General features: G+C 54.2%; 25 protein-coding genes. 24 read left to right on the forward strand and 1 reads right to left on the reverse strand.

Going from position 1 to position 23,695, the window contains the following annotated elements; genetic code table 11:
* Nucleotides 1-31: 31 nt before the first annotated feature.
* From NLK58_RS17190 to NLK58_RS17220, 7 genes are all read left to right on the forward strand, one after another.
* Nucleotides 32-580, forward strand: a complete 549-nt coding sequence (locus NLK58_RS17190; RefSeq protein WP_053114454.1) for a TRAP transporter small permease subunit — start codon at nt 32-34, stop codon at nt 578-580.
* 31 nt (nt 581-611) lie between these two features.
* The gene (locus NLK58_RS17195) at nt 612-1,976 is read left to right on the forward strand and encodes a TRAP transporter large permease subunit (protein ID WP_053114456.1); all 1,365 of its coding nucleotides are present in this window, start codon (nt 612-614) and stop codon (nt 1,974-1,976) included.
* 435 nt (nt 1,977-2,411) lie between these two features.
* Nucleotides 2,412-3,779, forward strand: a complete 1,368-nt coding sequence (gene ltrA, locus NLK58_RS17200; RefSeq protein ID WP_376788056.1) for a group II intron reverse transcriptase/maturase — start codon at nt 2,412-2,414, stop codon at nt 3,777-3,779.
* Nucleotides 3,780-5,374: 1,595 nt separating this feature from the next.
* Complete coding sequence (locus NLK58_RS17205) at nt 5,375-5,923, forward strand: HNH endonuclease family protein (RefSeq protein WP_341582825.1); 549 nt, start codon at nt 5,375-5,377, stop codon at nt 5,921-5,923.
* A gap of 687 nt (nt 5,924-6,610) precedes the next feature.
* Complete coding sequence (locus NLK58_RS17210) at nt 6,611-6,790, forward strand: hypothetical protein (protein ID WP_139216065.1); 180 nt, start codon at nt 6,611-6,613, stop codon at nt 6,788-6,790.
* A 140-nt stretch (nt 6,791-6,930) separates the two neighbouring features.
* Nucleotides 6,931-7,332: an ATP-binding cassette domain-containing protein gene (locus NLK58_RS17215; RefSeq protein ID WP_341581379.1), complete on the forward strand. Its 402-nt coding sequence runs from the start codon at nt 6,931-6,933 to the stop codon at nt 7,330-7,332.
* A gap of 8 nt (nt 7,333-7,340) precedes the next feature.
* The gene (locus NLK58_RS17220; RefSeq protein WP_092034407.1) at nt 7,341-8,102 is read left to right on the forward strand and encodes a sulfite exporter TauE/SafE family protein; all 762 of its coding nucleotides are present in this window, start codon (nt 7,341-7,343) and stop codon (nt 8,100-8,102) included.
* A gap of 116 nt (nt 8,103-8,218) precedes the next feature.
* On the opposite strand, the gene NLK58_RS17225 is transcribed toward NLK58_RS17220, so the two are convergent.
* Nucleotides 8,219-8,548, reverse strand: coding sequence for a hypothetical protein (locus NLK58_RS17225; RefSeq protein WP_139216097.1), 330 nt, complete (start codon nt 8,546-8,548; stop codon nt 8,219-8,221).
* A gap of 428 nt (nt 8,549-8,976) precedes the next feature.
* Between NLK58_RS17225 and NLK58_RS17230 the strand changes: the two genes are divergently transcribed.
* The 17 genes from NLK58_RS17230 (at nt 8,977) to NLK58_RS17310 (ending at nt 23,555) form a co-directional block, all read left to right on the forward strand.
* Nucleotides 8,977-10,338 (forward strand): ABC transporter substrate-binding protein, encoded by a 1,362-nt coding sequence (locus NLK58_RS17230; RefSeq protein ID WP_092034411.1) that lies wholly within the window; start codon nt 8,977-8,979, stop codon nt 10,336-10,338.
* 59 nt (nt 10,339-10,397) lie between these two features.
* Nucleotides 10,398-11,336 (forward strand): ABC transporter permease, encoded by a 939-nt coding sequence (locus tag NLK58_RS17235; protein WP_092034413.1) that lies wholly within the window; start codon nt 10,398-10,400, stop codon nt 11,334-11,336.
* Entirely contained in the window at nt 11,333-12,211 is an 879-nt protein-coding gene (locus tag NLK58_RS17240; protein ID WP_092034415.1) for an ABC transporter ATP-binding protein, read from the forward strand. Before NLK58_RS17235 ends, NLK58_RS17240 begins: the two co-directional genes overlap by 4 nt.
* Before the next feature lie 72 nt (nt 12,212-12,283).
* Nucleotides 12,284-13,027 (forward strand): GntR family transcriptional regulator, encoded by a 744-nt coding sequence (locus NLK58_RS17245; protein WP_339779372.1) that lies wholly within the window; start codon nt 12,284-12,286, stop codon nt 13,025-13,027.
* A 9-nt stretch (nt 13,028-13,036) separates the two neighbouring features.
* Nucleotides 13,037-14,770: a fumarate reductase/succinate dehydrogenase flavoprotein subunit gene (locus NLK58_RS17250; RefSeq protein WP_339779370.1), complete on the forward strand. Its 1,734-nt coding sequence runs from the start codon at nt 13,037-13,039 to the stop codon at nt 14,768-14,770.
* A 38-nt stretch (nt 14,771-14,808) separates the two neighbouring features.
* Nucleotides 14,809-15,042 carry a ferredoxin family protein gene (locus NLK58_RS17255; protein ID WP_092034431.1) on the forward strand — a complete coding sequence of 78 codons (234 nt, stop codon included), beginning with the start codon at nt 14,809-14,811 and terminating at the stop codon, nt 15,040-15,042.
* 8 nt (nt 15,043-15,050) lie between these two features.
* On the forward strand, nt 15,051-16,010 hold the full coding sequence (locus tag NLK58_RS17260; RefSeq protein ID WP_339779367.1) for a HEAT repeat domain-containing protein: 960 nt from the start codon (nt 15,051-15,053) through the stop codon (nt 16,008-16,010).
* Between the two features lie 65 nt (nt 16,011-16,075).
* Complete coding sequence (fdxA, locus tag NLK58_RS17265) at nt 16,076-16,399, forward strand: ferredoxin FdxA (protein ID WP_339779365.1); 324 nt, start codon at nt 16,076-16,078, stop codon at nt 16,397-16,399.
* A 48-nt stretch (nt 16,400-16,447) separates the two neighbouring features.
* The gene (locus NLK58_RS17270; RefSeq protein ID WP_339779363.1) at nt 16,448-16,759 is read left to right on the forward strand and encodes a DUF971 domain-containing protein; all 312 of its coding nucleotides are present in this window, start codon (nt 16,448-16,450) and stop codon (nt 16,757-16,759) included.
* Entirely contained in the window at nt 16,756-17,763 is a 1,008-nt protein-coding gene (locus NLK58_RS17275) for a putative sulfate exporter family transporter (protein ID WP_341581380.1), read from the forward strand. The genes NLK58_RS17270 and NLK58_RS17275 overlap by 4 nt, the downstream gene beginning before the upstream one ends.
* Nucleotides 17,764-17,799: 36 nt before the next feature.
* Complete coding sequence (locus NLK58_RS17280; RefSeq protein WP_092034445.1) at nt 17,800-18,576, forward strand: ferredoxin--NADP reductase; 777 nt, start codon at nt 17,800-17,802, stop codon at nt 18,574-18,576.
* 26 nt (nt 18,577-18,602) lie between these two features.
* Complete coding sequence (gene apbC / locus NLK58_RS17285) at nt 18,603-19,433, forward strand: iron-sulfur cluster carrier protein ApbC (protein WP_376788057.1); 831 nt, start codon at nt 18,603-18,605, stop codon at nt 19,431-19,433.
* Nucleotides 19,434-19,657: 224 nt separating this feature from the next.
* The gene (locus NLK58_RS17290; RefSeq protein ID WP_092034314.1) at nt 19,658-19,987 is read left to right on the forward strand and encodes a hypothetical protein; all 330 of its coding nucleotides are present in this window, start codon (nt 19,658-19,660) and stop codon (nt 19,985-19,987) included.
* 116 nt (nt 19,988-20,103) lie between these two features.
* A complete protein-coding gene (locus NLK58_RS17295) occupies nt 20,104-20,418 on the forward strand; it encodes a hypothetical protein (RefSeq protein ID WP_139216089.1) in 315 nt (104 codons plus the stop codon).
* 582 nt (nt 20,419-21,000) lie between these two features.
* Nucleotides 21,001-21,501: a TIR domain-containing protein gene (locus tag NLK58_RS17300; RefSeq protein ID WP_341581381.1), complete on the forward strand. Its 501-nt coding sequence runs from the start codon at nt 21,001-21,003 to the stop codon at nt 21,499-21,501.
* The gene (locus NLK58_RS17305; RefSeq protein WP_341581382.1) at nt 21,501-22,376 is read left to right on the forward strand and encodes a DUF4231 domain-containing protein; all 876 of its coding nucleotides are present in this window, start codon (nt 21,501-21,503) and stop codon (nt 22,374-22,376) included. The genes NLK58_RS17300 and NLK58_RS17305 overlap by 1 nt, the downstream gene beginning before the upstream one ends.
* Before the next feature lie 87 nt (nt 22,377-22,463).
* A complete protein-coding gene (locus tag NLK58_RS17310) occupies nt 22,464-23,555 on the forward strand; it encodes a toll/interleukin-1 receptor domain-containing protein (protein ID WP_341581383.1) in 1,092 nt (363 codons plus the stop codon).
* The last annotated feature ends 140 nt before the right edge of the window (nt 23,556-23,695 follow it).

The raw sequence follows: 23,695 nt of genomic DNA on the forward strand, positions 1-23,695 counted from the left end.
TATATATTTTATTAAAACATCTGGGGGCAGGGTGGTTAAAAAAAAGGAAGGCCATTTAAAAGGCGGGTTAAAATTAGAGTATATAAGTTTCTATATAGATAGTTTTGTTGTATTGATAGGGAAGGCGGTGTCATGGATTTGGTTAGTGGTTCTGCTCGTCGTATTATTTAATGTTTTTAGTCGTTATTTGTTTAATAGCGGGTCAGCTGCCATGTTGGAGTTATCTTGGCACCTGTTTGGAGCGACCATGTTGATAGTTTTATCATACGCTGTTGTTACAGACGATCATGTGCGCGTAGATTTTTTGTCAGAGAAGCTCCCCGTTAGATGCGTAGCTTTAATTGAATTTTTATTAATTAGCGTTTTGGTAATTCCTCTTTTAGTTTTTATGACTGAAACTCTTGTACAGTACGCTTGGAATTCATTTGTTAAAGGTGAATCGTCTATGGCTCCCGATGGGTTGCCATATAGGTTTATTCTTAAAAGTATTATTCCATTCTCTATCCTGTTGTTGATGCTCTCATTGGTTTCTCGACTTATAAAAGATATCGCTTTAGTGCTCGGAAAACCAAAAAAATAGTAATATTATTGCAGATTTATCGGTTAACTATATGATTAGTGAGCAAGTTCTTGTAAGTTCGATGTTTGGATGCTTCTTCCTATTTCTGCTGATGGGTTTACCGGTAGCGTGGGCGCTATCTGCAGCCGGTTTTTTGTTTGCGATCATAGGATTCTTGTTAGTTGAGTATTTCAATTCGGATATTTGGTTTACGTGGCAAGGAACTATTGGTTCCTTAGATGCGAGAATTTACGGGTTGGTTGCAAATGAATTGCTGGTTGCGTTGCCAATGTTCATTTTTATGGGGATCATGCTTGATCGATCAGGAGTTGCTGAGAAATTGATGCACTCGCTTACTGGCCTATTTTCCACTCTGAAGGGAGGATATGCGGTATCAGTTGTCATCGTAGGAATTCTTTTGGCGGCTTCGACCGGGATCGTAGGCGCTTCTGTGGTGCTATTAGGAATGCTTTCTATCGGCCCTATGCTTTCTCAAAGTTATAATAAGGGTTTGGCGGTAGGGACGGCTTCAGCTGTCGGTGTTTTAGGGGTAATCATTCCACCGAGTATTATGTTGGTGTTGCTTGCTGATAGACTCGGTACACCCGAGGCCTCTGTTGGACGGCTTTTTATGGCTGCAGTTGTCCCGGGGTTACTTCTGGCTTTTGGATATATACTCTATATTGTAACCTCTGCATATTTAAGACCTAGCTTTGCCCCATCGCAAGACACCGTTAGAAATTTTTCAATTCGTTATTTAATTGGTTTTTTACGGGCCGCTTTACCAGCCCTCGCTTTAATATTTGGCGTTCTTGGTTCAATTGTCTCCGGTATTGCCACTACAACCGAGGCATCGGCTATTGGAGCTGCTGGAGCTCTAGTTCTCGCAGGGCTTAACAAGCAGTTGAATATAATGGTTGTATCTGCAGCGCTTCATCAAACGAGCCGAACGATTGCATTTATATTTGGTATTTTTCTAGGAGCAACCGTATTTGCATCAGTTTTACGTGGTGTTGGTGGGGACGACGTAATTAGAAATTTAATAATTGATCTTCCGTTTGGTGCGACGGGTGTCGTAATTTGTATTTTGCTGTTAACATTTGTCTTGGGTTTTTTTCTTGATTGGATTGAGATAACGCTTATAGTTCTTCCCCTGGTTGCCCCAACTGTTTTTAGTTTAGGTGTTGACCCTGTTTGGTTTGCGGTTTTATTCGCTTTGTGTCTTCAAACATCTTTTTTGACTCCTCCAGTAGGACCTGCTCTTTTTTACATTAAAGGCGTATGTCCGACCGCTATTAAAACCAGGGATATTTATACTGGCGTTTTTCCGTTCATTATTATTCAGTTGTTGGTTCTTTTTGCGGTTTTTGTTTTAGATGATTTGGCTACCTGGCTTCCAGATATTATTCATAATTAGAGATTCCCATTGCATTGTGTTGCGATCCTTTTGGCCCCTTGTGGGGCCATTTTTTTGTGCGCCCGGCACGGGCGCACTCCTGGAGGTGCAAGTCCTCCCGTGAGCTGGCCACAGCGAACGAAGTGAAGCGCAACTGCGGAAGGGCGACCGACCGTGGGGAGGAAGCGTGGATCGTAAACCGTGAGCCGATGAACAAGAATCGGATACGAGGCACTGCCAAGCAGGGCGAGCGGGCAAGAAGCCGCGAAGCTCTTGTGGCCAAAGCGAGGTGGTGTATATCCGGCGGTTGTGCGGTGAAGGAGTGTGTTCTTACCCGGGGAGATCTCGCCTTATGCCTGAAAGGGCGACGTGGCAACACGGAGCGAGAAGTCAGCAGAGGCCATAGTAGCCGCTAATATGGGGCGAAGGGCCGAACGAGAAGGAGCGTCAAACGCCTTGTCGATGAGCGCTGTAACGCATCAGATGCCCGCGTCAGCGGGGCGGGTCGCCACAAGGGAAGGTGAAGCCTTGCCGGACGTGACCAGCGATGAAACAGAACTCCCGCGACGAGAACCGGAGGGCGCAGGGCGAAACCTGCTTGCGCAGGCGTTCGCACGAGAGAATATGCAGCGGGCATGGAAGCGCGTGAAGGCCAACAAAGGATCGGCAGGTGTGGATGGGCTGGATATTGCCCAAACCGCGGAACACCTGCGATGGGCGTGGCCTGAGCTTCGCCAGCACCTGCTGAGCGGCGCCTACCAACCACAGCCCGTCCGTCGGGTAGGCATCCCGAAGCCGGACGGCAGTGAGCGGGAACTGGGCATCCCCACCGTCACTGATCGTCTGATTCAACAGGCACTGTTGCAAGTGCTGCAACCTCTGATTGATCCCACCTTCAGCGAGCACAGCTACGGCTTCCGCCCGGGCCGTCGGGCCCACGACGCCGTGTTGGCTGCGCAGCGTTACGCCCAACAGGGCCGCCATATCGTGGTGGACGTCGACCTGTCGAAGTTCTTCGACCGGGTCAACCACGACATCCTGATCGACCGCCTGAAGAAACGCATAAACGACCCCGGCGTTATCCGGCTGGTTCGTGCGTACCTGAACGCGGGCATCATGGACGGTGGTGTGGTCATGGATCGGCACGAGGGCACGCCGCAAGGCGGGCCATTGTCGCCGTTGTTGGCCAACGTTCTGCTGGACGAGGTGGATAAAGTGCTGGAACGCCGGGGGCACTGCTTCGCCCGTTACGCCGATGACTGCAACGTCTACGTTCGCAGCCACAAGGCGGGAGAACGGGTCATGCAGTTACTCCGCCGCTGTTATGGAAAGTTGCGTCTGGTGATTAACGAAGCCAAGAGCGCGGTGACCAGCGTGTTCGGGCGCAAGTTCCTCGGCTATGCCCTGTGGCAAGGGAGGAGCGCTGAGGTTCGACGCGCGGTATCCACCAGGGCGTTACAGGCGTTCAAGCTCCGGATCCGGCAACTGACCCGGGGATCAGGGGGTCGCAGTATTGAACAGGTGGTAGAGCAACTCCGCCGATACCTGCTCGGCTGGAAAGGGTACTTCAGGCTGGCGCAAACGCCACGCATCTGGCGATCACTGGATGAGTGGATACGTCGTCGTCTGAGAATGCTCCACCTCCGGCAGTGGCGGCGGGGTAAGACGATCTACCGGGAGCTGGTCCGGTTGGGTGCCAGTTCCTGGGTGGCTGAATCTGTGGCGGCTCTGAGTCGCCGCTGGTGGCACAACAGTCGCTCTGCCATCCACAATGTCCTGACGATTGCCTACTTCGACCGGTTGGGAGTGCCGAGACTCTCGTGAACCCTCAACGTCTCGAACCGCCCGGTGCGGACCCGCATGCCGGGTGGTGTGGGAGGGGCGGAACCTATTGGTTCCCCCCTATCCCGATGCTTGCGAAGCCGGCAATCCCGGCCATCTGAAACTCAGTGGTAATAGCAGAGAACAATTCTACTGGCAGTGGCGTCGCTGGCTTACGTGGGTCTTGAAGAATCCTTAGGACGGTAACGGTACATAAGGCAAGTGGACCTGTTTCTGAAGCCCGGGAGGGTAGGTGTGCAGAAATGCGCGACACCCGTTACTCAGTTAGACCTGTGCTTTGCTAGTAGAGCGTGTGATCTTCAAACCGTGAGCCAATTTAGCAATCGGGAAAGTGTGGCACAGAATCCTGGCGCAGCTGGGTGCAGCTGCGCGAGGTAAAATCCGAGGTCGCGGTGTGTGTGAGGTGGCTGATGAAGTTGTAATAGCGACTATTTTTCGGATTTAGAAACCTCTTATCAGCGTGGATCACAAAACCGGGATGACTGCTAGGGAGTTTCAGCGAACCTGTCTGGGCTACATACTATGGTTGGATGCGAAGGGAGGGCGAAAATCATTGAAGTGAAATGCGGAGGACCAGTGTGAGGGATGCTGCGTTCAAAGGCTGCCCGACGGGTTAGGGATGTGCATCGAGGCGCTGCGGGGACACATTGGCTTGGTAAGGGAGCAGAGAGATACTGTGGCGGCCGACTGCCAGAGTGCTAGTACCCGGACGGATCGGTTGATACAGACCGGCAGCCAGGCCTATCCTCTATGCCGGCACGACAGAGATGTGCAGGCAGGAATGCATACTATAGTCTGAACTGTTTGATGAAGCATGATGGGCAGTTGTTGTTCTCTTATACGGGCCAGGTTTACCAAGGGTGCTGTCATAAGGGCCAGATCATTGCATAAGCCTGACCTTCGCTGGTTCTTGGATTGCCTTAAGAATCGCTACTGGAACCTCGTTGCATAACCATCTATCAACTAACCTGTGGCTGTTGGCGAACGCTCCTACGCTGTCGCTCCGGCACGCCGCAAAGCCAAGGCGTTATTCCAAAATCTTAATGTCCGCTTTGCGACCTCAGCGCGCTTTATTTCCGAATAGCGGATTAGGCAGGCCCCTATCTGAAAAGGTCCGCTTTGTGGTCATAGCGAAGAAGTTGGACCCGACACCGGCCCCACAACTGTGTGAAACGGCGGCTAAATTAGTTGAGCCGATCATTTGGAAATATTTTCTTTGACGGGTCTTTCGTCGGCACAGCAGGCTATTTAAAATGCGCGTCGTCTCGGCCGAAGTGGAAAGGAATCAACAACAGAAGTGGACACCAGGCCTCTCCCCGGCGAGTCACACCACTTGGCAGGTGTCGCGTTTGCCAGGCATCCTTGCCGGCGTTGAGCCCTGATCATCCTGATCAAACGGCTCGACCGCATTGTCTGGTTTTCAGCCGACCGCCTAAAGCGGATAAATCCGAAAGGCGGGTGGGATTTATCCTACAGAGAATACCGGTGACCATTGTCTTTAACATGACGTTCGGGTCTGTGCTTTTGAGATATAGGGGAAGTCAGTGAAGTATTTCCAGCATTCTCTGTTGGCTGTAATGCTGCTTATCGCGTCCGGAGTTGCCAGTGCAGCCGTGGTCAAGAAGACGTCGTCTGGCATTTGCCATCCACCCGCAAGCCCTTATTACGAACGAACCCGGGATTTTGAGCCTTTTGACTCCGTTGACGCTTGCGTAACAAGTGGCGGACGCTTACCAAAGACATTGGTGCAAAACCAATCAACTCAGCCGACGGAGGCCAGCTCAACGTCCTACGCGAGATCAGCATTTGGCAATGGGTGGGATGACGCAGATGGCGATTGCCAGAACAGTCGGGCCGAGGCACTAATCGAAACTTCCAGCACTACGGTGCGATTCGCTACAGACAAAGAGTGTCGAGTCGTCACCGGTCGCTGGATAAGTCCCTTCACGGGCAACGTCATCCAGAACAGTAGCGAGATCGACATTGACCACGTGGTCCCTCTTAATTGGGCCTGGAAGCGTGGCGCACAGCTTTGGCCCCAAGCGAAAAGAGAACGGTTTGCAAACGATATGGTCAATCTCTGGCCTGTCGAGCTAAGCCTAAATAGTAGCACTATAACAATATAAAATATCCCAAATGATCGTATGAGTGAGTGAATGAGCGTTTTTAGGTTTAGTAAACATACTAATCTAAAATCCTAAAAGTTAGCTGAAAGAAACCATGGCGTGACTTCTGTTCATGTAGTAGCACGCAAAAAAATCACCCCACTTTTGCGTCCACTCGGTTTTCAAAGCGGACCTTTCTGGACGTTCAGTTAAGCTCAAGCTCTTTTAAACAAAAGCGAACGTTCGCCGCAGCCCAAATCAAGGGCTTTCATGCTCCAATCGACTAGGTTTTTATAAGTATTGAAGAACATGAATACATTAAGCTTTTGGACCACGCAATTGCTCAGCAAAGCCCCTATTACCTGGTGGCGGGGCTCCAACTGGCCAACATGACCCAGTCTGATTTCGAAAACACCCGTGATAGCTTTTTATCCTTACAGCCTTTGAGTTCGCCTGCCCCTGGGCCAATAGACGACGACAATTTCCGATTCCGTATTAAGACACGCCTGCCTTCCCGAAGAAACCGGATGCCAAACTTCGCACATAAAGAGTGCTTTGCCCGGTTTTCTGTCTCAGAGCAGCGCATTTTTCACAACCTCCACAAATACGAAAACTCACAACCTCCTGAAATAAAGCGTTATTTTAGGCTTGGCACAGCCTATGCTGTAGCGAATATAACTGGTTATAACAGGTTGTGATGAGGCAGGTATGGAAAGGCTACCGAGTGATACAGACGTAATGCCAATGGCGTTTTTTCAGAAGGTGAAGCAGGGCATCTGGCAAAAAATTCTGGACGGCGCCGGCCAGTCCCTGCTTTACAAGAACCTTTACTACCGGGGCGACTGCTCCCGCTTCGGCATGGAAATCGAGCGAGCCCATCTGGGTTAATTCAGCGAAACGCCATTGTTTATGAACACTGCAAAACAGGACCTGGAAACCATTGCTATAAAGTTCATTGACCGTGGCAAGCTTGCGTTCGGTGACTTGGTAGTCTTGCGTACCGTGGATCTTTTCCTAGAAATGGTGGGTTGCAGAAGTACGAGCATCACTATCTGGACCAGCTCTCCGGTGGTATGCAGCAGCGGGTGGACATTGCCCACGCGCTGGCAATCTACCCACGGATTCTATTGATGGACGAACCCTTTGCCCCGCTGGATTACCAGACCAGTCTGATGATGCAAGACATCCTGGTGAACTTGTGGGAGGAATTCAACACCACGATTGTGTTTGTGACTCTCGACGTGGACGAGTCGATCTTCCTGTCTGAACTCATTCTACTAACGAGCGCTGCGCCTAGGCGCATCGTGAAGGGCAATGCCAATTCCTTGCCCTGGCCACCGGATCAAATGATCTCCTCTGAGACTGATTTTCTGGAAATCAAACGTGAATGCATGGAATTCATCCGTGTTGAAAGCGTGCGGATGTTCTAGGCCCGACTATGTCCATGGAACCCCTGATTCTGGTTGTCTGTTTTCTCGGCGCCCTGGTGCAGATCACGACTGGCTTGGGCTTCGGTCTGATTGTTGCGCCATTGCTTCTGGCCTACTATGAGCCCGTGGATGCCATCCAGATGACAGGCGCGCTGACGTTGCTGATTGTGGCGGGTATTGCCCCTTTTGTGCGCCGGAGGATTATGCCCTACGAGCTGACCCGCCTGGCCATTGGTACCCTGGCGGGCCTGGTGGTGGGCAGTGCCTTGCTGTTGGTGGCATCAATCAATGCCATCCGCGTGGCAGCACTGATGGCGCTGGCCTACAGCCTGGTGCGGTACGTTACGGTGCTGATACGGGACGTCAGCCCGGCGGTGATAGAACCTGCGGAGCCGGTAGTGGAACGGGCCAGCCTGTTCTACGGCATGGCATCCGGGGTGATGAGCGCCACTCTGGCCATGCCCGGCCCCCTGGCGCTGGTGTTCCTGCGATCCCGTGGCTTGAATCCGGCCCGAGTCCGCGCCACGGTGTTCGCACTGATGGTGGGCTCCTACAGCGGGATGCTGGTGATTTCAGTGGCCCTCAGCGGGCTGTCCGACGAGGTGCTTGCCGGGATCACCGTTTACCTACTGCCCACTTTGGCAGGCGTAGTGCTGGGCCAGCTGATCTCCAACCGGCTGCCCGATCTTTTCTTTGATGTGATGACGACGCTGCTGATGCTCTCAACCCTATTGGTGCTGGGCCTCAAAATTATAAACAGCTATTTCTGACAGACCGAAGAAAACACGATGATGGTGAATCTCAGCTAGCCCCTTCAGACAGCTCTTATCAACCGGATCAACGAGCTGGACTGGATCAACATGATCACGGAAATCGTGGCCATCGGTTAGTCTTCCTCAACCAACCCGCTGGATCCGGATATTCCGGCTGGCGAGGAAGAGAAGGTCGCCTTGTGCGTGGCCGTGAAGCTGAAAGGCATGGCTTCGAAGTCCGCAAAAAAGAGTCCAATCTTTTTAAGCGGCGCGTTTGCCGCTGAAAGTTCGGCCAATCCCAAAGCCAATATAAGAGCACAGGCCAGTATCCGCAACGGCGTTTCCGCCAGTGGTAGCGCTTCGGCCGAGGCAGACGCCAGCAGGCGATGGAGCGGATGAATGAGGCAGGCCAGCCGAAATTTAAGCTGAAACCAATCAGCACATCGGTATTTGTCTTCTGGCATAGGTCGTTCTGCCAGACCCAACGCTTCCAGTTGCGACCGCATCTCTTCCATGGTGCTTAACAGGGCGTCGTGCCTACCAGGCGCTGCTGTTAGCAGAACATAATCACTGACGGTGCAGGTAACTCATCGTTAAATTCCGATATGGTAATTCTCCCTTCAATTTTCCGCACAACGAACTTGCACTACTTGTTATAGCAGCCGCAAATCGCTTTGCGCTTTCCTTGCACCGACCAGACCCACCCGCACCAAACACGAGCGCTGAACTATCGTTCACTTTTTAGTCGTTTCTTGCAGATCTGCTTCCAAAAAGCCAATAAAAACAATCACTTTCAAACCGACTTCCTGATTTTGGCACAGCAGGTGCAACACCCTCACTACGGGTCATGACTTGTTAGTACAAGTGAAATCAAAACGGGAAGGAACAGACGATGAGAGTTTCAAGAACATTTACGGCGATTACGCTCTGCGGATCATTAGCGCTATTTACCAGCGCTCTTTCCGCAGAAACCATCCGTATCGGTATTGGCCACCAGAGCATGGTGACCAATACCATTCCTGGCGGCATCATCCTTGAAAAACTGGAGCTGCTCGAAAAACACCTGCCCACCACCGGCAAGTACGAAGACGTAGAGTACGAAATTATCTACCGTGATTATGATTCCGGGCCACCCATCACCAACCAGATGCTGGCTGGCAAGCTGGATTTCGGCGTCATGGGTGATTATCCCCTGATCGTGAATGGCGCCAAGTTCCAGGAGACCGGCAAGCAGGAAACACGCTTTATCGGGGTGACCGGTTACAACCTGCGCGGCACCGGCAACGGCATCGTGGTGCCCATCGACTCCGACACGCAGACCCTCGCGGACCTGGAAGGCAAAACCCTCTCGGTACCCGTTGGCAGTGCAGCCTGGGGCATGACACTCAAGGCACTGAGCGAAGCAGGCCTGAGCGACAAGGTCCAGATCGTAAACCAAAGCCCCGCCGTTGGTGCCGCCAATATACAGGCTGGCCGGATTGATGCTCATGCCGATTTCTGCCCTTGGTCTGAAATCATGGAGTTCCGCGAGACTGGCCGGAAAATCTACGACGGCAGTGAAGCCGGAATCCCCACCTTTCACGGCACCGTGGTACGCCAGGAATTCGCCAATGAATATCCGGAAGTAGTGGAAGGCTATCTGACCGCTACTCTGGAAGCCCAGAAATGGATCCAGGATGACCCTATGCAAGCCGCAATGAAAGTCTCCGAATGGACCGGAGTGGAAAAAGAGGTGCTCTATCTCTACTTCAGTGAGGGCGGCATCACCACCTTTGAGGCCAGCATCAAGCCGGAATGGGTAGACGCTCTGGAGTACGACCACGCCCTGCTGCAGCGCGAAGTGGGCATCCCGAACCTGGATTTCGACCGCTGGCTTGACGACACCCATCTGCGCGCCGCTTACAAGACCATGGACATGGACTACGACGCCCTGGTGAATTCGGTTGTGGAAACCCAGCCCAACAATCCTGAATTTGCGCCTGCCGAAATCTGGTTTGCCGACAAAGGCATCGTTACCTACGACTCCATAGCCGACATGCTGGCAGCCATGGAAGCGTCGAGCGAAAAAATCAACGCCACCTACGTCTACGACAACCTGACCGGTCTAAAGCTCTTCGGTAAGGCGTCCTTCATGGTGCGCGGTGACGACGGTGAAGTTGTGGCCTTCCTCAAAAAAGCGGATTCAGAACAATACATTGCTGATAACGGCGGCACCCCGGTTACCCCTTTACGAGCCTTAGCAATGGCGAACTGATGTTTTGCCGGGCGGCCGCCACAAGCGCCCGCCCGGTAATGATCTGAGGAGCAAGAACGATGGATAGCAAAACCAGCGCGGCAATACGCACCGCCGAGCCGCCGGCAAAGGCAGTCGAGCCCCCTGCTTTGGGCGGAAAGGTCGCAAAAGAGTCAGTACCCGCGGCCTCGCATTTGGAGCAGCAAACCGCGACCGTGCCCGGCGTTTCCGCCACCTGGCTGAAGGCAATTGGCCCCCGTTACCTGGTGAGAATCGCAGCCTTGATCGTTGCCGTTCTGCTCTGGGAACTGGCGTCAACAAAGGGTTTCGACTTTTACATCAATTTTGACAATATTCCGGCCCCCTCTGTTGTGGGCACTGCGCTGATCGCGGAGCTGACAGGCACGGAATTCTACCTGCATATTCTGCACAGCCTTGAACGTGTGGCTATCGCCTATGTGCTGGCGGTCGTCCTGGGAATACTGCTGGGTGTGGCCATGGGGCGCTCCCGCTGGGCAGAAGACATCATCATGCCCTACATCGAGCTGCTAAGGCCGATTCCGGCGGTTGCATGGATTCCCCTGGCGATTCTGATGCTGCCAACCGAACAGTCCAGCATCATCTTTATCACCTTCCTGGGAGCTCTGTTCCCGGTGATTCTGAATACAGTTCATGGTGTTGAGCAAACCAACGGTGTACTGGTTCGCGCCGCCCGGAGTCTGGGTGCAAGCAGGACAGCCATCCTCTGGCACGTGATACTGCCGGGCGCCATGCCATCAATCGTGGCCGGTCTGGCCATTGGCATGGGCGTGGCCTGGTTCTCGCTGCTGGCCGGCGAAATCATCAGCGGCCAGTACGGCATCGGCTACTACACCTGGAATTCCTACACCCTGATCCAGTACCCGCAGATCATCATCGGCATGCTCACCATCGGCGGCCTGGGAACCCTCTGTACCCTGCTGGTGCGTAAGGGCTGCAATCCGCTGCTGAAGTGGCAAGCCAAAGGAGGCCGGTCATGAACGAGGCTCTTGCAAACGACAACCGCCTTGCGGTGCTGGACCACAGTCGGCTGCAGGCAAAATCCGGCAAGCCCGGAGCCGAACGCGGCAGAATTTCCGTCCGGGACGTGGATATCGTCTTCGATACCGCCAGCGGCCCCCATGTCGCCGTTCAGGATGCCAGCCTGACAATTCGCCCCGGCGAATTCATCTGCCTGCTTGGCCCGTCCGGCTGCGGCAAATCAACGCTGATGAATACCATAGCGGGCTTCGTGAAACCGACCAGCGGCGAAGTGAAAGTGGACGGTGAAGCTGTGACTGAGCCCGGCCCGGATCGCGGCATGGTGTTTCAACAGCACTCACTATTTCCCTGGAAAACCGTCAAGGAAAACGTGGCATTCGGCCCGCTGATGTCCGGTGTCGGCAGCCAGGAAGCTAGTAGCGTTGCCCGCACTTTTCTGTCGCTGGTCGGCCTTGCGGCTTTCGAAAATGCTTATCCCAACACCTTATCGGGCGGTATGCAGCAAAGGGTGGGGATTGCCCGCGCCCTGGCCAACTACCCCAGCGTGTTACTGATGGACGAACCTTTCGGTGCCCTGGACGCCCAGACCCGCGTCATGATGCAGGAAAACCTGCTAGAGATCTGGCGGGAATTCCGCAACACCGTGGTGTTTGTAACTCACGACATCGACGAGGCCGTGTTCCTGTCCGACCGTATTGTGGTGATGAGCGCAAGCCCCGGAAAAATCATCGCCGATATTGATGTTGACCTGCCAAGGCCCAGGGAGCAGTCCCTGCTGACCAGCCCGGAATTCATGGCCCTCAAGCGCCAGTGTCTAGACCTGATCCGCAAGGAAACCCTCAATGCCTTTAAACAGCAGAACGGAAAGGGGTGAAGCCATGCGCTATTCAGGCCTGAACTCGCCCCGACTCGCCATGACCTGTCATGACAAGCAGAGGGATGCGTGATGAATAACGTGACCCAAATAATGGCCGGGCAATCGCCCCTGCCATTGTACGTCCAGATTCGCGACAGCCTGCGCCGGCAGATTCTGGATGGCAGTTACCAGGTACACGAGCGACTGCCGTCGGAAAACGAAATGATGAATACCTATGGGGTGAGCCGGATCACCATCCGCCAGGCCCTGCGGGACCTTCATAACGAAGGCCTGGTATTCAGCGCCCAGGGCAAGGGCACTTTCGTCAGCAAACCCAAGGCTGTGCAGAACGTGCAGCGCTTGGAAGGTTTTGGCGAAGCCATGGCTGCCCAAGGCTATGAGGCGTCTGCACGGGTGCTTAGCATCCAACAGATGAAAGCACCAAAAGCAGTGGCTGCAGCGTTGGACCTGGAGTCGGCTGACGAATGCGTCGAAGTGAAGCGGGTCCGGTACCTGAACCGATCACCCGTCTGCATCGACAACAGCTACTTTCCCATGGACATCGGCAACCAGATGTTCGGCCTGGATCTGTCAGGCGACATCTTCCCGATGCTTGAAAACCTGTTCGGCATTCCTCTCGGTGGTGCCGACATTGGCCTGGACGCTGTCCTGGCTGATGCAGAAACCCAACAACACCTGAACCTGAAACCCGGCGAAGCCATTTTGCGCGTGGAACGACTGACCCACAACCAGGATGGCCGCCCCATCGATTTCGAATATCTCTGCTATCGCGGCGATTCATTCAAATACCAGTTCCGGATTGACCGGAAATAGGAGCGCACCATGAAAATCAATGACATCCCTGTGATCGACACCGACGTCCTGGTGATTGGCGGAGGCACCGCCGGCCCGATGGCCGCTGTGACCGCCAAGGAGCAGGACCCAAGCCTGAACGTCATGCTGCTGGAAAAAGCCAACGTTAAACGTTCCGGCGCCATTTCCATGGGCATGGATGGCCTGAACAACGCTGTAGTACCGGGCCATGCCACACCCGAGCAGTACGTAAAGGAAATAACCATCGCCAACGATGGCGTGGTGCACCAGCCTGCACTTATGGCTTACGCCACAAGATCTTTTCCGATGATTGAAAAGCTGGATTCCTGGGGAGTGCACTTCCAGAAAGACGAGACCGGCGATTACGACATGAAGAAGGTCCACCACCTGGGCACCTATGTGCTGCCCATGCCGGAGGGCCATAACGTTAAAAAGATCCTTTACCGCCGCCTGCGCCGCAACCGGGTGCAGATTGAAAACCGCTTCACTGCGACCCGCCTGCTCAAGGATCCGGACGGCAAGATCGCCGGCATGATCGGTGTTAACACCCGCACCGCCGAGCCCATCATCATCCGCGCCAAAGCGGTGATCATGGCCACCGGTGCCGCCGGCCGTCTGGGCCTGCCCACTTCGGGCTACCTGTTCGGAACCTATGAAAATCCGGCCAACAACGGCGACGGCCATGCCATGGCCTACCACGCCGGCGCCGACCTGGCGAACCTGGAGTGCTTCCAGGTGAACCCGCTGCTGAAAGACTACAACGGCCCGGCCTGCGCTTATGTGACCGGCCCGCTGGGCGGTTTCACCTCCAACGCGTTCGGTGAGCGTTTCATCGAGTGCGACTACTGGTCCGGCCAGATGATGCTGGAGTTCTTCAAGGAGCTGGAATCGGGCACCGGCCCGGTGTTCCTCAAGCTGGACCACCTTGCTGAAGAGACTATCGAGGAAATCGAGACGGTACTGCACACCAACGAGCGCCCGTCCCGGGGCCGCTTCCATGAGGGCCGCGATGTGAACTACCGCGAGCGCATGGTTGAAATGCATATCTCGGAAGTAGGCTTCTGCTCCGGGCATTCGGCTTCCGGCGTCTGGACCGACGAAACCGGCGCCACCACTGTCCCCGGTCTCTACTGTGCAGGCGACATGGCCAGCGTGGCCCACAACTACATGCTGGGCGCCTTCGTGTACGGCCAGATCTGCGGCGAAAGCGCGGTCGAGTTCATTAAAGACCGGGGTGAGCCAAAGCTCGACGAAGATTTCATCAAGGCCGAACTTGATCGCATCCAGGCGCCCATGAAAGTAGCCGACGGCATTCCGCCGGAACAGATGGAATACAAAGTCCGTCGCCTGGTAAACGATTACCTGCAACCCCCCAAGGTTACCAAGAAAATGGAAATCGGGCTGGAGCGGATTCTGGCCGTCCGTGAAGACGTGCCACGGCTCTGCGCTCGCGATCCCCACGAACTGCTCAGGGCCATGGAAGTCCAGTCCATCATCGACTGCGCCGAAATGGCCGCCCGCGCCTCGCTGTACCGCAAGGAATCCCGCTGGGGCCTGTACCACTACCGCGTGGACTACCCGGATCAGAACGACGCCGAATGGTTCTACCACAGCCGCCTGTTCAAGGACGAAAACGGACAAATGGCCAGCGGCAAGCGGCCCATTGCGGATTACCTGGTATCCCTGGGTGAAGAAAAAGACGCCTATCGCAAGATGCGGGTCCAGAAAGCGGCTAACGGCTGATATCCCATAAAACAGATTGATCGAGAGAGGACAAACACATGCCTATCGCAAACCATCATTCAAGCGTTCCTGTCATTGTCGACGAGGATAAATGCATCGCCGACAAAGGTTGTACGGTCTGCATCGACGTCTGCCCGCTGGACGTGCTGTGGATCAACGAAGCCACCGGCAAGGCTCACATGAAATACGACGAGTGCTGGTACTGCATGCCCTGTGAGGCTGACTGCCCCACAGATGCAGTCACCGTCAACATTCCATACCTGTTGAGCTGAGGTAAGCCATGAAAATATACGACGATCCCGAATTACAGGCCATTGCCGTCAAACTCACGTCCGACGACCCCGGAATTCGCAGGGTGGCGGTCATGGACCTGGTCGATTCCGGTGAGCCGGAAGCCGTGGAACTGGTCATCCACGCCCTGAATGACCCTGACACCAACGTACGCCAGGAAGCCGCCAAGGTAGTCGACGAATTCGAGGCGGCCGACATGGCCGATGCCCTGATAGCCGCGCTCGGCGACGACGACGAGGTAGTGCGCAACAGCGCTGCCCATGCACTGGCTGACCTGAAAGACCCGGCTGCCGGTGAACCGCTGCTGAAGGCCCTGGACAACAGTTCGGACGGCTTCGTGGTGTCCGGCATTCTGCGGGCGCTCAAGCCGCTGCGCCTGCCCGCTGCCCAGAGCCCCGCCCTCAAACGTCTCGGCGATGACGACCCAAGAGTTCGCCGCGAGGCCGTTGCCGTATTGGGATGGCTGAAACAGGCCGAGAACCTGCCGGCGCTGGTTGAAACCGCCCAGCACGATAAGGACCCGGAAGTTCGCCGGGCTGCCACTGGCGCCCTGGTTTACGCCACCCCGCAACAAGTCGGGCAGGCATTGATCAGCCTGTTGAAAGACGGCCACTGGCAGGTGCGCTGCGAAGCCGCCAACAGCATTGGCAAGCTGGACCACCAGGCCGCTATTCAGCCCCTGATGGACGCCACCAAAGACGAGCTCTGGCAGGTTCGGGAAAAGGCCGTGGATGCCCTGGGCAAACTGGGTTCAACCGACTCGATTCCGGTGCTCGGCGAGTGCTCGAAAGATGCCATGAGTAACCTTCGCAAAGCCGCTATCGGCGCACTCGGGGCTATTGCCCACAGCGACTGCCGTCCGTTTGTGGAAATCGCCATGGACGACCCCGACCCGGACGTTCGCAAACTGGCCCGCTGGGCCATGTCGAAACTGGACGCGGCGGCCTGAGCCACCGGCCGGCCCGCTACGCACCGGGCCGGCCCGCGGCCACCGCCAACAGTAAGGAGACCACCATGACTTTTGTTGTGACTGAGAACTGCATCCGCTGCAAATACACTGATTGTGTCGATGTTTGCCCCACTGACTGCTTTCACGAGGGGCCCAACTTCCTGGTGATCAACCCGGAAACCTGTATCGACTGCAGTCTGTGCGTGGCCGAGTGCCCCGCCGATGCCATCTTCGATGAGAAAGATCTGCCGGAGGACCAGAAACATTTCATTGAGCTGAACGCTGATCTGGCGAAGGTCTGGCCGGTGATTGATTCCACCTCGGCGCCAATGCCGGAAGCCGAGGCCTGGGTGGACCAACCCGACAAACTGCAGTACCTGGAGCGCTGAGTTGTCACCCAACTTGTCATGACGAGTTGCAAGAATATGGAGGCCACAATGTCTGTACAGACCCTGGTAGAACCACCCAAAGAAGTCCGTCTGAAACGAAAACTCAATGAATTGGAGCTAAGCTGGCCCGACGGCCTGACCTCGCGGCTAAGTTGCCTGATACTGCGCCGTTCCTGCGGCTGTTCGCACTGCGCCCAGGCCAAGCGCATGGGGCGGCTGAGCCTGATTGATGCCGACATCAGCATTAAAAAAGTCGAACTCTCTGGCGTCAGTGGCCTGCAGTTTTTCTTCAGCGATGGCCATTACCGGGGCCTGTACCCCTGGGGCTTTCTGCGGGAACTGAGCGAGCAGGTGTCATGAACCAGACGTTGCGCGCCATCGACACTCGTTGGTGGGCCCCTGCGCGGTTGCGCTATCCGGGCGCCGCCCTGTGCGTGGTACTGGCCCTGGCCGGCAGTTTTCTGGCCAACCACTATGGTGCGCCGGCACTGGTGCTGGTTCTGCTGCTGGGGTTCGGTTTTGCCAGTCAGGCGACCGACACGCGGCTGCAGCCAGGGGTGGCCTTTTGCAGCCGCCAGGTCCTGAGAATCGGAATCGCATTTCTCGGCGCACGGATTGGCGTGGAACAGATGCTCACGGTTGGCAGCCTGCCGCTGCTGATGGTGCTTGCCTGTGTGCCCATTACCATCGGCTCGGCGCTGCTTTTGGGCCGCTGGATGGGGCTGCCCACCCTGCAAAGCCTGGTCGCTGGTGTGGCAGTAGCAATATGCGGCGTTTCTGCTGCGATTGCGGTTGCTGCCGTGATTCCCCAGGGCAAACTGGAAGACCGCCGGTTGCTGGGCGTGGTGGTGGGCGTTACCGCCCTGGGCACCCTCAGCATGCTTGTGTTACCACCCGTGTTTTCATCGCTTGGCTACAACGACACGCAAACCGGGCTGTTACTGGGCGCCAGCATTCACGATGTGGCCCAGGCCGCTGGTGCCGGCTACCTGGTATCAGACACAGCCGGTGATATCTCAACCCTGACCAAGCTGCTGCGGGTTGCCCTGCTAGCGCCGATGGTGCTGCTGCTGGGCGCGTTACTTAACAGGAACAACAGCGGCAAAGCCGAACACCCCTGGTTTCTGCTGGGTTTTATCGCGCTGTTCGCCATGAACAGCCTGGGCTGGCTGCCGGAAGATCTGCGTGACGCCCTGACCACCGCATCCAAGGCCTGCCTGCTGGTCACCATGGCGGCGCTGGGCATGCGCACCAGTCTGTCATCGCTGATTGCCCAGGGCTGGCGGCCGTTTGCGCTGCTGGCCATGCTCAGCACGCTTCTGGTTTTAACTGCCATGACATCCATGGCTGTTTTTTCACTGTGAATCTTTATTGATATAGCCAACACGGAGGACATACCCATGGCTGCAATCGGAACCGAAAACGTCATCAGCGTTCACCACTGGAACGACACCCTGTTCAGCTTCAGAACCACCCGCGATCAGAGCCTGCGCTTTGAGAATGGCCACTTTGTGATGATCGGCCTGCCGGTGGACGGCAAGCCACTGCTGCGCGCCTACAGTATTGTCAGCGCCAACCATGAGGAATACCTGGAATTTCTCAGCATCAAGGTTCAGGACGGCCCGCTGACGTCCCGGCTGCAGCACCTGCAGGAGGGCGATTCCCTGTACATCGGCCGCAAGCCGGTGGGAACCCTGGTGATGGGTGACCTGAACGACGGCAAGAACCTTTACCTGTTCGGCACAGGCACCGGCCTGGCCCCTTTCATGAGCATCATCCGGGACCCGGAAGCCTACGAGCGCTATGAAAAAGTGATTCTGGTGCACTGCGTGCGGGAGGTCAGCGAACTGGCCTATCACGACTACCTGACCCAACAACTGCCGAACCACGAATTCCTGTCGGAAATCATCGGTGACAAACTGATCTACTACCCCACAGTGACCCGGGAGCCCTTCCGCAACGAGGGCCGGATTACTGACCTCATCGAGTCCGGCAAGCTGACAGATGACATCGGATTAGCGCCCCTGAACCCGGAAACCGACCGGGCCATGCTCTGCGGCAGCCCCGGGTTGCTGAAAGACCTGACAAAGATGCTGGACAGCATGGGCTTCAAAGGCTCTCCCCAACAGGGTGTGCGGGGCGATTACGTGATTGAACGGGCATTCGTCGAGCAATAGCAAGTCAACAGACCGGAGCAATTACCATGTCAAATGCAGTTCCCGGAGTGAAACACCTGATCGCCGTCGCCTCCGGAAAAGGAGGCGTTGGTAAATCCACTACCACAACCAATCTGGCGATGGCACTGGCAAGCACCGGCGCCCGGGTCGGCATCGTCGATGCCGATCTCTACGGGCCGAGCCAGCCACGCATGCTGAACCTCAGTGGCCTGCCAGACACGACCGGCGGCAAGATTCTGGAGCCCATGGTCGGCCACGGAATCCAGACCATGTCCATCGGCTTTCTGGTGGATGAGGAATCACCCATTATCTGGCGTGGCCCGATGATCACCCAGGCTCTGACACGGCTGGTGTATGAAACCCGCTGGGACAATCTGGACTACCTGATTGTGGACATGCCCCCGGGCACCGGCGACATTCACCTGACCATGGCCCAGAAAATGCCAGTGTCCGGGGCGGTGATCGTCACCACGCCCCAGGACGTCGCCCTTCTGGACGCCCGCAAGGGGCTGAAAATGTTCGTGAAGGTGAATGTGCCGGTGTTGGGCATCATCGAGAACATGAGCACCCACATCTGTGGCAAGTGCGGAAATGAGGAACACATCTTCGGGGAAGGCGGTGCCCGGAAAATGGCCGAAGAGGCCGGCACCGAACTACTGGGCGAACTGCCGCTTGATATCCGTATTCGAACCGGATCCGATTCTGGCCAGCCAGTACTGGTAACCGACCCCAAGGGTGATTTGGCCGCCGCGTATCAAGCAATTGCTTCACGAATCGTCCGAGAACTTGAAGCGCTGGAGACTGAAAAGGTAACACATGGCGGCAGTCAGATTATGCCAAAGATCGTGATGGAATAACTATCCCTGTTGACGGTGCCGGCCGGCTCGGGGCTGGCCGGCAAAACGGCGGCCTAGGCCGCCCTGCGTAAACACTACGAAGTCACGCTTTTTGGCATCCTACGGGCCGGAAGGTTGCTTTCCACTCTGGTGTTGGTGGAAACCCGCGTGGCGACGGGTGACTGGCTGCTGATGCATGGTTCGCCCGAAGCCGTTGAACAGTTTTGTGCCTCACAGAGTGCCTGTTGTCCCTGGGTTTTCCTGAGGGCGAAATGGAGCGGGTCATTAAGGAGTTCGGAGTGGCAGAGGTGGCACTGCGACGCGGATCTTCACTGATCGCGAAGACTCCCGAGGAGCGGCGCTTCCGTGAACAATTCCGGCTCAGTAGTAGTGGTGTCCGAGGGATGGGACAATCCCAAGCCACGCGGTTTGGTAACTCCCGCCTTGAAGAAAGCGACACACTGTTGCTGGTCGGTGGCTGGAACCGGGTTCGTGAGCTGCAGCAGGAGCGTGATTTTGTTCTGCTGGATACGCCCGAGGAAATGGACGAAATGCCCCGCTGGCGCTGGCGATAATCGGCAGTGGCTGCCTGACACGGCCGGAAGCCTATCGATCCCTCAATTCCACCAGTCTGTATTGATTGCCGGACTATTACCTCTGGCGATGGAGTGAAGCGGTGCTCCGGCGCTGATTGTCTACCAGCTTGTCGCAGGCTTTGGCGATGCAGGCCCCGTGCGCTCTACGTAAGCCTGTTTCTGCTGACATCCGTGCTCAATCAGTTTATCTCGAATACTGCTACCAACGTGCTGGTAACCCCCATTGCCACTGCGTGGGAATGGGGGTCAGCCCCGAACCAGTACTGATGACCGTGGCCTCGCCGGTCAACATCCTGATGCTTGCGCCGGGAAACTACCGCTTCCTCGATTTCGCCAAGTTAGGGGTGCCCCTGCAGCTGCTTGCCATGGGCGTGGTAATTTGGCTCACGCCGCTGCTTTTTCCGTTTTGAGGTCTCTTCCTAAAGCCTTTTTCATCTCTCCCAAAGACGCCGTCGCAGCTAGCGCGGGCGCATTGACGATAGAAAATTGGGCATTCATCAGACTTTCCTTAGTTTTGGTTACGACTATACAGCAGTTGCCGTCCCTGGAAAGAGATGTTTTGGGCGGTGAAAAATGTCCGCTTTGTGGTCGACCTGAATGTCCGCTTTGCGACCGCTGGCACCCTAGGCAATTCCTAAACAAAAGCGGACACTGACCCAGAGTATCCTCTGAGCCCCCTCGGTGTGCTTTACTGTAGTCTGGAGATCAACAAAAAATGTCACAAAACTTAGTCAATTCCTAATGCCTGGGCTTACAAGCCTTTGAACGTTATGGAATAGTGAGCTTCATAAGATGCGGGATAAGCGAACAGGAAGCCCGCGTAAAACGGAGACTTTGCGTTTATTCGCGAAGGGCTGGTCGGAGCCGGTATTTTAAGCTTCTGAAATAGAGAGATAAATGAGGTGGGTGACGTTCTGGTTGGTGCGGATAGTCGCATGAGGATTAGATGTCATTTGTCGTTGAATTAGCTTTAGACCTTCAGGAGGTGAAAAGTGAGCTACAGAAATAAAACTTACGTCATCTTTGATGGTGATGAAGACATGTGGGCATACCGCTATATGCGGGGATGGAAAGCAAACGAAAATATCGATTTTAACTTCTTTGACGCTCACGATTTGAAGCCACTTACAGATCGTGCAGGAGAAGATACGGTTAAGAGGCGGCTAAGGGAAAGGCTTGGGGATACCAAGCAGGCTATAGTTCTTATTGGAGAGAAGACAAAAAATTTGTATCGGTTTGTGCGTTGGGAGCTTGAAACATGCATGAACCTAGGCATACCGATCATTGCTGTTAATTTAAATGGACAAAGAAGCCAAGACGAAAATCTTTGTCCTCCAGTAATTCGTGATGAGTATGTTGTGCATATCCCGTTCAAACTAAAAATAATTCAGTACGCCTTAGACAATTTTCCAGGAGAGTACCATCGACGCAGTCAAAGCGATAAAGGTCCAAGGCTATACAACGATTCCGTCTACAGGCAGCTGGGGCTCTGATGAAAGACGAACAATATCCAGCGCTGTACTGTGCCACCAACAAGGCATCAATGGATGCCCAGAACCAGTACTTAAGATTCGTTAAAGTTTATTCTCTACTTCTTATTGCTGCAGCAGGTTTGGGTGTTTACGGAATAAATGAAAAATCATCTGCAGTCGTAGCCGCCTTACTCGTTATAGGGTCCATATTCCTATCTGTAATGATGCTGCTGAGACGAGATGAAGATACCTGGTATCGGGCTCGATCTGTCGCTGAATCGGTTAAAACTAGCTCTTGGCGCTTCATGATGAGGTGTGAGCCCTATGTCGATGCCCCTGATGTAAGAGTAGTGAAGTCCCATTTTAGGGCACGACTGAAAAGTATCTTAAGTGAGCATAAGGACTTGGCGGAGCATCTAGGAGGTTCGGTATCTGAGCAAGAGCAGATCACCGACAAGATGTGCGAAGTAAGAAATCTATCTTGGGAACAGAGGGCTGACTTTTATCGCACGTATAGAATTGATGAGCAGCGTTCTTGGTATGCAAATAAGTCTGCTTGGAATCGCAGAAAAGGAAGGCTGTGGTTTGCTATCTTGCTTGGTTGCCAAACTTTTGCGGTTTTGTTCCTAATTTTGCGTGTTGCATATCCGGATTGGGGGTATTGGCCTGCGGATGTATTTGTCGTTGCGGCTGGATCGGCTTTAACCTGGATCCAGGTGAAGCGGTTTAAGGAACTAGCGGCGGCATATGGATTGACCGCACATGAAATTGGAGTCGTAAGGGGGGAGCTAGAGCAAATCGATTCTGGGGAAAAGTTGGCGCAGTTTGTCGCTGACAGCGAGAACGCATTTTCTAGAGAGCACACTCAATGGCTAGCTCGCAAAGACTCTATATAAAGTCTAATAATGCGCTGCTGCCGGACAATTTTTCCGCTGCGCTTCAAAATTGCCGCAGAGCAAGGTGCTACGAAGGTTAGAGAGAGTATGCAGAAACCGACAATATTCATTAGTCATTCTTCTTTAGACAAGGAGCTGATTCGCCAAATCAAGGATTTGGTCAACAGGCGCACCTCGGGAACCGTTGATCTTTTTCAGTCAAGCGACGGCGAAAGCATTCCTTTTGGCAATAATTGGATTCACCAAGTCGAAGAAAATCTTAATAAATCCAAGATAATGCTCGTTTTTGTATCACCAAGATCAGCAATGTCTAGCTGGATTTACTTTGAGGCTGGCTTCGCTTATTCGAAGGGGGTCAAGGTTATTCCTATCGGAATAGATGGGGTCGATATAGGAAACCTAAAGCCACCCTTAAACTTACTTCAGGGATTTAACATCACAAGTGCTGATGGTCTCAATAATATTATTGCTGTTTTGAATCGAGAATTTGACTGCAGCTATCCCGAATCGTTCTCAGAGGATGATTTCGAGCGGGTATTGGCCTTTAGCTTTGGTCACCAAGAAGTATCAGAAGAAGTGCTAAATATAATAGACCATGTGAAAATGGTATTTCCAAATAAAATTAAGCCCGGCGGGAAAGATATATCTATCGTCGACGATCCATTGGTTAGGGTTGAAAAACTGTTAGTCGAAAACGATATCGAGTTCAGGGTTGCGGATAAAAATACGATACACACACATGGAGCAATCATCAGGTATAAGGAGGGTGATGAGTTTGGTGCTGGTGTATCCCTCGTGTTAGATCCTTTTTGTCTCAAGATAAACGAAAAGTTGATTAACAGCCTCATTGCTGTTCTGTATCAGGCGCAAGCAGTTGATAAACATTGGCTCAATGCATTCTTTGAAACCGATGTCTCATTATTAACAAAAGACTTTAAGGTGTCGTCCAAACTACATATTTGTGGCTTCTCAATGTCCGATTTGAATGGCCGAATGCACAAATATAAATCCGTTGACTTTGCCTTAGATCCACCCCCAGAAAGAGGCCGAAGTTTTGGCGAAGACCGAGAGAATCTTCGCGTTGTTTACGATTCAGGTCAGTTTGATGCGAAGCTGTTATTTTCACTAGTAGAAGAATTGGTGAAAGCAGGAATCGTGGTGCCAGCTAGGAATTCGTAACAGTCGGCTACACGGCGACCGATTTTCCGCTGCATAGCGACTCCAAACCGGCGCGTGAGCCTAGCGTTATGCCCTAATCTGAATGTCCGCTTTGCGACCAGGCCGAGCTTCTCAAACTCCAAAACTCTAAACGAAAAGCG

It is taken from the genome of Marinobacter metalliresistant, assembly GCF_038098645.1.
Taxonomy (GTDB): Bacteria; Pseudomonadota; Gammaproteobacteria; order Pseudomonadales; family Oleiphilaceae; genus Marinobacter; species Marinobacter metalliresistant.